Origin of the sequence: Calorimonas adulescens, assembly GCF_008274215.1 — a bacterium.
Classification (GTDB): Bacteria; Bacillota; Thermoanaerobacteria; order Thermoanaerobacterales; family UBA4877; genus Calorimonas; species Calorimonas adulescens.
The window spans coordinates 52,415-64,497 of sequence record NZ_VTPS01000006.1 but is presented as its reverse complement, the minus strand read 5'-3'; the positions used below and the strand labels follow the sequence as shown (position 1 = coordinate 64,497).

Annotated in this window: 13 protein-coding genes; 7 read left to right on the top strand and 6 right to left on the bottom strand. The window is 42.1% G+C overall.

Translation table 11 applies throughout. The annotated features are described in order from the left end of the window. Nucleotides 1-48: 48 nt before the first annotated feature. The gene (locus FWJ32_RS05270) at nt 49-1,098 is read right to left on the bottom strand and encodes a LacI family DNA-binding transcriptional regulator (RefSeq protein ID WP_149544930.1); all 1,050 of its coding nucleotides are present in this window, start codon (nt 1,096-1,098) and stop codon (nt 49-51) included. A gap of 434 nt (nt 1,099-1,532) precedes the next feature. Between FWJ32_RS05270 and FWJ32_RS05265 the strand changes: the two genes are divergently transcribed. The 4 genes from FWJ32_RS05265 (at nt 1,533) to FWJ32_RS05250 (ending at nt 6,046) form a co-directional block, all read left to right on the top strand. After that, nucleotides 1,533-2,294 carry a threonine/serine exporter family protein gene (locus FWJ32_RS05265; protein WP_149544929.1) on the top strand — a complete coding sequence of 254 codons (762 nt, stop codon included), beginning with the start codon at nt 1,533-1,535 and terminating at the stop codon, nt 2,292-2,294. Next, the gene (locus tag FWJ32_RS05260) at nt 2,295-2,714 is read left to right on the top strand and encodes a threonine/serine exporter family protein (RefSeq protein ID WP_149544928.1); all 420 of its coding nucleotides are present in this window, start codon (nt 2,295-2,297) and stop codon (nt 2,712-2,714) included. 296 nt (nt 2,715-3,010) lie between these two features. Next, nucleotides 3,011-4,639, top strand: a complete 1,629-nt coding sequence (locus FWJ32_RS05255; RefSeq protein WP_149544927.1) for a putative manganese-dependent inorganic diphosphatase — start codon at nt 3,011-3,013, stop codon at nt 4,637-4,639. A gap of 15 nt (nt 4,640-4,654) precedes the next feature. Continuing rightward, nucleotides 4,655-6,046 carry a sodium:solute symporter family protein gene (locus FWJ32_RS05250; RefSeq protein ID WP_149544926.1) on the top strand — a complete coding sequence of 464 codons (1,392 nt, stop codon included), beginning with the start codon at nt 4,655-4,657 and terminating at the stop codon, nt 6,044-6,046. Here the strand turns inward: FWJ32_RS05250 and FWJ32_RS05245 are convergent, their stop codons facing one another. Together FWJ32_RS05245 and FWJ32_RS05240 are read right to left on the bottom strand one after the other, a co-directional pair. Further along, a complete protein-coding gene (locus FWJ32_RS05245) occupies nt 6,047-6,466 on the bottom strand; it encodes a DUF4342 domain-containing protein (RefSeq protein WP_149544925.1) in 420 nt (139 codons plus the stop codon). It abuts the gene before it with no gap. Nucleotides 6,467-6,553: 87 nt separating this feature from the next. Continuing rightward, nucleotides 6,554-7,171, bottom strand: coding sequence for a cyclase family protein (locus FWJ32_RS05240; RefSeq protein WP_149544924.1), 618 nt, complete (start codon nt 7,169-7,171; stop codon nt 6,554-6,556). A 277-nt stretch (nt 7,172-7,448) separates the two neighbouring features. Here FWJ32_RS05240 and FWJ32_RS05235 point away from each other — a divergent pair, with 277 nt between their 5' ends. The 3 genes from FWJ32_RS05235 to FWJ32_RS05225 all read left to right on the top strand — a co-directional run bounded on the left by FWJ32_RS05235 (nt 7,449) and on the right by FWJ32_RS05225 (nt 10,137). Then, entirely contained in the window at nt 7,449-8,708 is a 1,260-nt protein-coding gene (locus FWJ32_RS05235) for a dihydroorotase (RefSeq protein ID WP_149544923.1), read from the top strand. 96 nt (nt 8,709-8,804) lie between these two features. Beyond that, nucleotides 8,805-9,227: a hypothetical protein gene (locus tag FWJ32_RS05230; RefSeq protein ID WP_203227587.1), complete on the top strand. Its 423-nt coding sequence runs from the start codon at nt 8,805-8,807 to the stop codon at nt 9,225-9,227. A 4-nt stretch (nt 9,228-9,231) separates the two neighbouring features. After that, entirely contained in the window at nt 9,232-10,137 is a 906-nt protein-coding gene (locus FWJ32_RS05225) for a dihydroorotate dehydrogenase (protein WP_149544922.1), read from the top strand. Nucleotides 10,138-10,382: 245 nt separating this feature from the next. On the opposite strand, the gene FWJ32_RS13300 is transcribed toward FWJ32_RS05225, so the two are convergent. From FWJ32_RS13300 to FWJ32_RS05215, 3 genes are all read right to left on the bottom strand, one after another. After that, nucleotides 10,383-10,532, bottom strand: a complete 150-nt coding sequence (locus tag FWJ32_RS13300; RefSeq protein WP_162523519.1) for a PIN domain-containing protein — start codon at nt 10,530-10,532, stop codon at nt 10,383-10,385. A 69-nt stretch (nt 10,533-10,601) separates the two neighbouring features. Further along, nucleotides 10,602-10,682: a hypothetical protein gene (locus tag FWJ32_RS13580; protein ID WP_238988800.1), complete on the bottom strand. Its 81-nt coding sequence runs from the start codon at nt 10,680-10,682 to the stop codon at nt 10,602-10,604. A gap of 469 nt (nt 10,683-11,151) precedes the next feature. Next, nucleotides 11,152-11,826: a Crp/Fnr family transcriptional regulator gene (locus FWJ32_RS05215; RefSeq protein ID WP_149544921.1), complete on the bottom strand. Its 675-nt coding sequence runs from the start codon at nt 11,824-11,826 to the stop codon at nt 11,152-11,154. Nucleotides 11,827-12,083 lie beyond the last annotated feature (257 nt).

Here is a 12,083-nt window from a genome sequence, read left to right as displayed (position 1 = left end):
ATTTAGAAAACAACTTAAATGTTGTTCTCTTGTCCTTTATCAAAAGCCTTAATTTTTAATCTCCTTCACTGACTCCCTCACTACCAGCTTGACCTCCATTCTTATATGGTCGTGAGGTTCTTTTGGGTTATCCATTCTCCACAAAAGCCTTTTTACAGCTTTTATACCCATAAGTTCCTTATTAACTCTTATGGTGGTCAAATGTGGTGTCACAATGTTGCATATATCAATATCATCAAAACCAACTACAGAGATATCGTCAGGTACTTTTATACCCAAAATGTTCAATGCATTGTACAAGGTAATAGCAGCACTGTCATTGGAGCATACCCATGCAGTAGGAAGTTTATCTAACTTCGAGATAATATTTGCTACCTCTTTGTAGTTTTTGCTTAAAACATATTGTTCTACCTGTCCTATTACGCAATATCCAGGATTTACATTAAATATGGGATCTACATTAAGTCCTGCATTTCTCATCGCCTCGTTAAAGCCTAACCATCTTTCTTTAAAACTTAAAGAAAAATCGATTTCACCAAAAAAACCTATTTGTGTATGTCCTTTTCGAATAAGATATTGCGTTGCCATATATGATCCGGACATATTTTGAGTTAATACAGCATCTGTACTTATAGTAAATGAACAATGGTCAACAAGGACAGTTGGTATATCATACTTCAATAATTTTTCAAGATGTTCATCTTTTATAGTACCTACAACTATAACTCCAGAGACCTTCCTCCTCTCAACGCTTGATGGAATCTCAAACTTATCACTGGTCATGAAGTTTACTAAAATATCATAATCATTTCTTTTAGCCTCATTTTCTATTCCTAAAATTACCTTCGTATAAAAATGAGTATCGCGAAAATTTCTCTCTTCAACCATTAGGCAGATATTCCTGAGGCGATTCCTGGCAATAAAAGAGGGATTTTCATCGAAATACCCCATTTCGTCCGCAGTTTTTATAACCAAATTCCTTGTTTCTTCGCTCACACCCACTTTATCATTTAAAGCCAGTGAGACAGCATTAACTGACAGGTTCAGCACGTCAGCAATATCTCTCATTGTAATTTTTTTTCTTTTAATTGGATTCAAGATTAGCACCTCTGAAAATCGTTTTCTCAAGATAAATTATAAATTGGCCTAGTTTACTTATCAAGCAAAATTTACTTGAATTATCATATATTTTACTTGAATATCGTTTACTATAACGATTACCTTCAGTGCATTTGAAATAAAACAGCAAAAACATGCTTACGTCTAAGTTTATAATTAAAGTTTTTAAAGTAGTTGTGGCATCAAGAGTGATCGCACTGTTTTTGGCGTGCCGTGTGCTTTAACAAACGCCAGGCTTATACTTTCATTTATAGTAAATATTAAACGCTGTCAATGGAATACAGGATTGCCCAGACAGGAAGGTACCCCATATGAAAGGGAAGGGTAATCAAATAGACAAAAATAGCAGTGAAACTTCAGGTCAGAAGGCAGCAGTTAATCGGATATGATATAATAGGTTAGGTGGTGATGCTATGGAAAATGAAAGGGCTTTAAACCTTGCCATTATGGCAGCACAAATCCTTTTAAAAAACGGAGCAGAGACAAACCGTATAGAGACTACGGCAGACATGATACTATCAAGCCTCGGGTACATATCCCATACCTTTGTTACCCCTACTACCATAATAATATCCATAGAGGACGAAAGCGGAAAACTGGAGACGGCCATAAGGAGGGTTCATTCCCGCATTATAGACCTTTCCAAGGTGGATATGGTAAACAGCTTTTCCAGGGATTTTTGTATGGGTAAAATCAGCTTGGATGATGGTATTGAATACTTAAGTGAGATCGATAGAAAGCCGCGATACAGGCCTCTCTACCGTGTATTGGGCGGCTGTCTTGGCGCATCCATGTCCATGCTCATATTTGGAGGGACATGGGCGGACTTCCTGCCTACATTTGTAACGGTCTTCATAACCTTAAGTCTACTGTATAACATTGAGAGATATGAGTTTTCCGTATTTCTTACCAATTTACTTGGGAGTATAATAATAAGTCTGTTTGCCCTATCATTTACATATCTGGGTTTTGGCCAGAATCTAAATAAGATAATCATCGGTTCTATAATGCCTCTTGTGCCCGGTGTTGCCATAACCAACGGGGCAAGGGACTTCATGTCAGGCGACCTGATATCTGGTACCGCCAGGACGGCAGAGGCTGTGATGAACGCTGCGGCTATAGCTGTCGGCGTAGGTGTTACGCTGCAGGTATGGTTTTATCTGAGGGGGATATAAATGTTAAATGTGATATATATGTTCTTTTCTGTAATAGGTTTTGGGATAATATTTAACCTGCCAATGAAGATGTTGCCTCTGGCTGCCCTGAGCGCAGCTGTGGGCCAGGCCGGTTATACCATCATAATGGACCGTTTTCAGTCTCCTGTCGCAGCCACGGTGCTATCAGCCATTATCATAGGGCTGCTTGGAGAGGTCATGGCCAGGACGTTCAAGAAGCCAGCCACCCTCTTTGTAATACCAGGTATACTGCCTCTGGTGCCGGGAGCATATATTTATCAGACAATGCTCTATCTGGTGCAGGATAATATAAAGTTGGCCATAGAATATGGGCTTTTAACAGGCTTTGTGTCGCTCGGCATAGCAGCCAGCCTTATGGCTGTAACTACATTCTGGAATCTAATTTTTAATAAAAAATGATTCTGGTGTAAGAACTCATTTGAATATGACATGCAGCATTAAATGTGACCTTAAAGAGAGTCCACGGTACTCTTGGATTTACAACAAATGGAACAGGGGCATCCGGCATGGACGCCGGATGAGCCGACCTGAGGCGGGGACGCCGGATGGAGGCGTACCCTATGTAATGCAGTGGTAAATATTAGAGTATCAGGACGAACGATCAGGCACATGGATACTGCTGGTATGCTGATATAGACTTATTACACTGAAATTAAGAAATTATTATACATGAATATATAAGGTGGGGATGATAAATGGACAGTAGGATATACATAATAGGTCATAAAAATCCTGATACAGATTCCATATGTTCTGCCATCGCATATGCATACTTTAAAAGGCAGCACAGTGGGGTGGATGCAGTACCATGCAGACTGGGTCCTGTTAATGCGGAGACCCGGTTCGTCTTAAACCACTTCGGGCTGGAAGAGCCTGAGTATATAGAGAACGTTTATACCCAGATAAAGGATATAAATTACGATAGGCCTCTATCTGTAAACGGGTCCTGGCCAATGCTGGCCGCATGGCAGCTCATGCAGGAGTCCGGTATGGGGACTGTCTGTGTGGTTGACGATAGTGGAAAATTCCTCGGCCTGGCCACTTTAGGCGACCTGGCCAAGGTATATCTTTCACAGATGAACAGTTTAGAAAAATTCAACATACCCGTAAATAACGCAGCCAGCGTCCTTTCCGGGGAAGTCATAACTCCTGGCAAGGGCCAACTGGGCGGAAACCTCATAGTAGCCGCTATGTCTTTAGACGAGGTAGTAAAAAGGATACAGCCAGGGGATACCATAATCGTCGGCGACCGGCCATACATACAGAAAGCCGCCATTGAGTACGGGGCTGGGGCACTCATCATCACGGGTGGGATAAGGCCAAATGATGATATTATAGAACTATCCAGGAGACACGGGGTAAGCTTAATACTGGTGCCCTGCAACACCTTTGATACCGTAAAGTATATCAGTCAGAGCATACCCATATCCTATATAATGAAGGAAAGGGATATAGTGTCATTCAGTGAGGACGATTATATCCATGAGGTGACAAACACCATGTCCCAGTACAGATACCGTAACTTTCCTGTAGTAGATGAGAACGGTGCTGTAATAGGCCTGATATCCAGGCGCCACGTCTTGGATTATGAGACAAAAAATGTCATACTGGTAGACCATAATGAATTCTCTCAGACAGTAGACGGGATAAATGAGGCAAACATCCTGGAGATAATAGATCACCACCGCCTCGGCGGAGTAGTGACCGATAAACCCATACTCTTTAAAAACCAGCCTGTGGGGTGCACATCTACCATTATCTATGGCATTTATGAGGATGCAGGTGTAATGCCGCCACCAGAAATAGCCGGTATAATGTGTGCAGCCATCATCTCCGATACGCTGATATTCAAGTCGCCTACATGTACCCCTAAGGACATAGAGGCAGCGCACAGCCTGGCTTCCATTGCCGGGATCGATATCAAAAGCTTTGCCGGCATGATGTTCAAGGAGGGCACATCCCTTGATGGAAAGAGCCCTGAGGATATATTCTTCACCGATTTCAAGGAGTTTCATGTAGACGACTTTACCATTGGAGTAGGACAAATAAATGTCCTGGCTGACCCGGGAGACATTAAGAGGGATATACTCTCATATATGAAGGGTCTTAAGGAAAAAGGGAACTATGATGTCCTGCTGCTGATGCTGACAAATATCATAGATAATGGTTCTGAGATCCTCTGGGTTTCTGATTACAGGGATATGCTGGAGAGGGCTTTTTCTATTGATATTTACGGCAATAGTTTCTATCTCCCCGGTGTTGTTTCCAGGAAAAACCAAGTAATACCTCCAATTATCAGGGCTGTAAAATCCCTTAAAAAATAAATGAGGCGAATTTAGATGTATCTTTCATTTTCTTTAACTCTAATAATAATCTCTGCCATAGGACTCTATTATGGGCAAAAGGTAAAGACCCTGAGCGATTTCAATGTTGGAAGCGGAAAACTGGGAGCATCCATGGTGAGCGGCAACCTTGTCGGCATAGTGCTGGGCGGTGCGTCTACCATAGGCACTGCGGAGATCGCCTATACATCCGGCTTTAATTCACTGCTGTATGTCCTTGGTACCACAACCGCCCTTATTATCCTCGGGATATTTTATGCAGGACCTGTAAAGCGCTCCGGCGTATATACCATAGGCGGCTTTATGGTACCAACGTATGGAAAAGAGATAAGTCTTTTCGTAAGTATATTCTCTGCCATATCCATAGTCATGGGGCTTATATCACAGATACTCTCCTCCACTGCCCTGTTTATGACCGTTACCAATCTTAATATATCCCTCTCAATAATACTGTCTGTGGCGTTAATTGTCGTGTATGTGCTCTTTGGCGGGTTCTTAAGCGCCAGTATAATCGGTACCATGAAGATATACCTGCTATATGCAGGGTTTTTAATAGCAGGCGTCATAGCCGTATCAAAGCTGGGTGGGCTTATGGGCCTGGCCACGGGTTTTCCCGCATCTGCATTTAACCCGTTGAACAGGGGTGTATGGCCTGGCCTCTCCTCATACTTTTCCTCCATAATAGGCATACTTTCCACCCAGGCATACTTCCAGGCAGTCTATTCAGCCAGGGATATAAAGACCGCAAAAACAGCCTGCTTTACGTCGGCGGCCCTAAACCTGCCTATAGGCATATTATGTGCCATCATAGGCATGTATATGGGCAAGAATTATCCAGGAATAAATCCCAAAATGGCCCTCACACTTTTCAGTATGAAGGTCTTAAACCCATACATGGGCGGCCTTGTCCTGTCTGTACTCCTGATTTCTGTCATCATCACATCCTCGGGGCTGCTCCTTAGCATCTCTACCCTGCTCTCCAGGGATATATATAAAGGGTTTATAAACCCTGCTGCCGATGATAAAAGGGAACTCTTTATAGAGAGGCTTATAATAATAGGGTTTGGAATAGTATGTGCGGTCCTCACCATGTCCCTATGGAGCACACCCATACTGGAGTTTACATACATATCCATGGGGATAAGGGGGCTTGCTGTATTCCTGCCTCTGCTTGCAACCATGTATTTTAAAGAAAGCATCACAGCAAGGTCTGGAATACTGTCCGCATCCCTGTCACCACTGCTATATATTGTCCTTTTCATCATGAAGGTCGATGCAGCTCTGTATATAGCCCTTGCTTTTGCTTTTGCAGTCCTCCTATGGCCAGGCCTGGCCGCCAGAAATCTGCATATTATTAAATTGTTGAACAAATTATTTCCCGGGAAATAATTACTCCCCAGGGCTTTCCTTCTTCTCCTTTTCCTCCACGAGCTTTACCGCACCCTTATCGGGCCTTTCTATCTCTATGGTGCAGTTGGCCACCAGCGCAACGGCTGCACCCGCCAGAGTAAGCTGCGGCAGCAGGATGGTTGATATGGCACCCGCTGTGACCGGTATGTCCATTATCACCCTGCCGTCCTTTTTTATCCTTATCTTGGTTACATTCCCTTTTCTGACAATCTCTTTTACCTTATCAATCAGGTCTGCTCCCGCCACTGTCATACTCTCGGTCCAGGACTTTTTATTGTCCTCCAGGTATATGAGGGCCTTCACCACATCGCCCTCATTCTTATCCAGGGCCTCTTTTGCCTCCTTGTAGCTGACTCCGGTCCTGTCCCTTATGGCATCAATCTTTTCAAGCTCATCCATGGGCTCATCCCTTTCTCAATTTATTTATCTGTCCATAACAATACTATAGATATTTTTCCCGATTTTTATTCATCTCATATCTCTTGACTACATTTCTATAAGAAGTGCCCTCGCTGGCGCTCCTTCTGCTCCAACCACATAGAGAGGTGCAGCCACAAGAAAATACCTGCCCTCAGGTATATCCTTAAGCCTTAACCCTTCAATTATTGCTATGCCGTTTTTAAAGAGGGTTATATGGGTCTCATGGACCGGCTGGCCCCTCTCGATACCAAGGGAGTCTATCCCCACACCCTTCACCCTTTTCTCAGCCAGAAATTCTGCCCCCGATTTTTCAAGAAATATAAACTCAGGATTAAACCTTTCATTAAAAGAGTTTTTGGTCTTCAGGAGTATAAACTCACCACCTTTGATGTCCTTATCGACAAGGTCCACCCTCTTTACAGAATCATCGAGATAGGTAAGGTCTACAACCCTGCACTCTGTCACAACCTGATAAAGGTCCAGCTTGTCTATGCTCTCCCCGCCTTCTATCATGTGCATGGGGGCATCCACGTGGGTACCTGTATGCATCTCTAAGTGTATCTTGGACTCCCTGGCCCCCTCCGGATAATCCCTGGTGACCTCCAGAGCAGGCCTTTTTTCTTCCTTATCCTTGTAGACCATCATATCATGATGTATCGGCATTGAAATATCATGTATCTTCATATCTCATCCCTCCGCCTCTATTATCTCATTTGTAACTCCATTGAGCAAATAAAATAGACTTGTATACTTAACATAAACCCTGTATATTTATATGCAGGGGTTATATCATAGGGGTGAGAAGGTATGATAACCGTAAGTAATGCCATGAATCTAAGTGGTCTAATAAGGCTAAGGTGGTAACCGGAGAGGGCAGCTTATAAAATGCACTGGTCTTTGCCTCAGAGTTTGTCTCGCTCCATGGGTAATATACATGTTTTTTTTTAAGGGAGGAATTCTTATGCTATTAATAAAGGGTGGCAGATTAATAGACCCGCTCTCCGGCACTGATGATGTCCTGGATATACTTATAGATGGGGAAAATGTGGTCAAGATAGATAAGGGAATCGAAGGGGATTGTCAGGTCATTGACGCCAATGGGCTCATAGTCTCCCCGGGCTTTATGGACATACACAGCCACTTTAGAGACCCCGGCCAGACACACAAGGAGGACATATATACCGGTGCAAAGGCAGCGGCAGCAGGCGGTTATACCACTGTGATATGCATGGCAAATACCAGTCCAGTTGTGGATAATGTAGATACACTGAACCGTATTGTTGATAGAGCTAAAAGTGCTGATATTGAGGTAATGCAGGTGGCAGCCATAACTAAAGGCCTTAGAGGAGAAGAACTTACTGATTTTAAGGCGCTTATAGAGGCTGGTGCGGTAGGCTTTTCTGATGATGGAAGGGGAATATTGAACCCCAGGATAGCCTTAGAAGCTATGGAGGCAGCTAAAGACCTGAATGTTGTCCTCTCATTTCATGAGGAAGATATCAGGCTTATAGAAAATCCAGGTGTTAACTACGGACCTGCTGCAGAAAAGCTTGGACTCAAGGGGGCAAGGAGAGAAGCTGAGGAGGTACTTGTAGCCAGGGATGCTATACTCGCTTTAAATACAGGGGCAAGGATACACATACAGCATGTAAGCTCCGCCCTTTCTGTAGATATAATAAGGTGGGCCAAAGGTATGGGGGCACATATCACCGCAGAGGCTACCCCACATCACTTTAGCCTTACTGAAGATGCTGTGGGAGAACTTTGCACATATGCCAAGATGAACCCTCCCTTGAGGACAGAAAATGACAGGCTCGCTATAATAGGCGGCTTAAAAGACGGTACAATAGATGCCATAGCCACAGACCATGCCCCGCATACCACGGAGGAGAAGGATGCTCCTTTTGCCACGGCCCCCAGCGGTATTATAGGGCTGGAGACTGCATTGGCCGTTGGAATGACATACCTGGTAAGGCCAGGCCGCCTTTCTATAAATGAACTGCTGTCAAGGCTTACAATAGGCCCGGCCAGGATTTACTCCTTAGACAGAGGGTATATAAAAGAGGGCCACAGGGCGGATATAGCCATATTTGACCCAGATGAGGTGTGGCAGGTAAATGGCTTTCATTCCAGGTCTGCCAACTCCCCCTTTACTGGTGCCAGTCTTGTCGGTAAAGTAAAAACGACAATATACAAAGGGAAGATTATATATGAAGGCTGATATCTTATATAACAAACATGCAGCCAATGGCTATAATCTGACTGGACTAATGGTTTACAATACAGATGAGTATATATAGATTCTTATGTTGCACCGATGCAGAACAAATTCAAAAAGAACATTGATAGTTTAACCGCTCAAAAACTAGCTGAAAGAGCATTGAATGCAGTTGAAAGAATGATATTCGGAAATGCAAAGCAAGTATGTTTTAAAAAATATGGTGAAGATATTTCACTGGAAGGCAAGACAAACACCTCTGGAATAAGATACAAAGACGGATATATAGAATGGAATAATCTTAAAATACCAGTTGTTATAAAACCAAATGATGAATATGCGCAGATAGCAATTCAAAGTAAAGTTAAATATTGCAGGATATTTCGTCAATATGTCAAGAATAAATACAAGAATTATGTACAACTAATTTTAGAAGGCATGCCTTATCTGTCCTGTAAAGACCAGATCAGGCTACAAAAGGGTATGCACAAAGACGGGCCATGCTTTGATGTAAGGAGGTGATAATATGAACACATCGGTTGAAATTTCAGGTATGAGGCTCAAAAATCCTGTAATGAATGCATCGGGCACATTTAACCCTGCTGACTATGAAGAATATATAGACATAGGAAGGCTGGGTGCTGTGGTAGCCAAAAGTGTTACTCTAAACCCAAGGCATGGCAACCCACCTCCCAGGATAGTGGAGACAGCCTGCGGGGCCATAAACTCCGTAGGCATACAGAATGACGGGGCAGAAAACTTCATAGCAGAAAAGCTCCCCTCTATGAGAAAATTTAATGTCCCATTAATAGCCAGCATAGCCGGCCTTACAGTGGAGGAATACGGTCTTGTAACAGATATAATGGAAAATGGTGAGGGAATAGCGGGGTATGAGGTAAATATATCCTGTCCTAACATCGAGGCCGGCGGGAAGGCTTTTGGCATGTTTGAGGAATATACCTACAAGGTTACAAGGACAGTCAAGGATAGAGCCACAAGGCCCGTAATAGTAAAGCTCTCTCCCAATGTTGCAGATATTGTAAAAATTGCAAAGGCCGCAACAGATGGTGGAGCCGATGCCCTGACCATAGCCAATACTTATCTCGCCTTAGCCGTTGACATAGACACCGGCAAACCTCTCCTGGGGAATGTCTTGGGTGGGCTCTCTGGCCCGGCTATAAAACCCATAACATTGAGACTTGTATATGAGGTAAGGAAAGCCTTAGATATACCAATAATAGCCTCAGGCGGCATAGCTACATACAGGGATGCCCTTGAATACCTTATGGTCGGTGCAGATGCTGTGCAGGTAGGCCTTATGAACTTCAATAAGCCTGACATAATGATAGACATAATCGATGGCATAGAAAAGTTTCTTGAGGCAAAGAGGATAGAAGACATAAATGATTTTATCGGAAGCCTTGAGGTTTAAAGGGTTTCTTTTATGTGTGAGCTATTCACAGCTTAAAGAATGAGTGTATGAACAGAGACAGTAGAACTTGCTACCAGAACCATTGGCATAGAGCCTGGCCGAGTAGCTAAGACACTATCCTTTAAAATATAAGGATAGATGCATACTCGATCCAGGCCATCTAATGCAAAAATCTCATTTATGTTGGTTCTATATTTCAATCTCCTTGATATTTTAAAAGTCCCTCTATAGAATCAAAATGTTTATCAAGAGTAAAGACATAAAGATGGCCCTATTATAACTGCTCTGTCTTCATCAATTAGCCGGTCCACCTCTTCGGCAATATTACCTTTACCCCTAAAATATTCTATCCATATGGACGAGTCTATCAATACCCTACCGTCCAAATCTTTCATCATCCAAACCCCTCATTTTTTCTATATCTCCAAGATCAATATCAAATTTGATTTTACCTTTAAGGCTCTTTAACCGTGCGATTTTTTAAACCTTACTGCATTCTTCAAAGCTTCTTCCACTGCTTTTGACCTGTTTTTTATAGAATAAATGCTCTCAACTTCTTTAATAACATCGTCAGAAATGCTTAATGTGGTTCTCAGGTTGCATCACTCCTTTTATATTTATTCTGCATCATCTTTTGATGAATATCAATCATATGCTATTTTGCCACAGATAAAGATAAAATATTTTTTTGGGATAATAATAACTCCCGATGCACATTGTATAGCCATCAAGAGATATCACAATTAACTTATCCTTTTATATGTTATTTTTAATCTAACATGGCCGGCCAGCACAATAATACTGGCTGCACCCATAGCAGTTGGCATGTCTGCAATAAACTCTATGATAGTTGTATCCACTCTGTTATTCAGGCTTCCTGTAGGCGTTCTTCATAAATCTTATCCTCATTACTATGCTAATATCCATGATTACAGAAAGACCAAATGAAGTAAAAATTGATAAGATATTCGACTGTCTTGAAAAAACAGATCAAGGGCCTCAAATGTTAGGCCCTTAGTCTATAAGTTTTTCTACTGTAAGATTGGCCCAGCTTTTTAACTGCTCCGGGCTCTTTATTGTTATCATTTTGTTTTTTACCTCCAGTATGCCAAGACGGCTAAACTCCTCCATAACCTTTGTCACACTGACCCTGCTTGCTCCTACCATCCTGGATATGTCATTCTGGCTTAATTTTATACCTATTGTTATGCCCCTATCATCTTTTTCTCCATACCTGTCCATAAGCATAAGAAGATACGTTGCAACCCGGCCGTAGACGTTCTCAAAGCTTAGGTCGATGATGTCCATTATAAGCCAGCGAAACTTTTGGGAAAGCAGCTTTATTACAGCGAGGTACAGCCCGTTATCCCTGTTCAAAAGCTCTGCAAACTCAGCTTTTGGTATCTTCTTTATCACAGAATCATCCATAGTCTCGCTGATGACAAGGTTTTGCTTCTCTTCAAACAGAGTTACCTCGCCGAATATGTCCCCATCATCCATTATCAATATTACCCTTTCTTTACCGGTGTTGTCATGAATGATATGGGCAACCTTTCCCTTGATAATAAAGTATATATATTCGCCAGGTTCTTCGTCCATATGTATTATTTCGCCCTTTTTATAGACCCTGTCCCACCCTGCTGTCTTAAATGCTTCCCTAAAATAATCCTTGGGATTTATATCAAACATAGGAACCTCCAATGAATAACCTGTAATCTATGATATTAATAAGAAACATATGCAGTTACCTTATATATATTTTAGCATATTTTCTTCTAATTTTTCTTTTTTATTTATTAAAATTAAACTGGTTGTTCCCTCTGTCTCATTAATTACTACCTATAAGAGTTCGTAGAGACTCTATTTAGAGCATATCCAGTGATATTATTCTTTGATTGTATTTTGCTGGGAAATAAAAAGAATTATACATAATCCTCAATAATGTG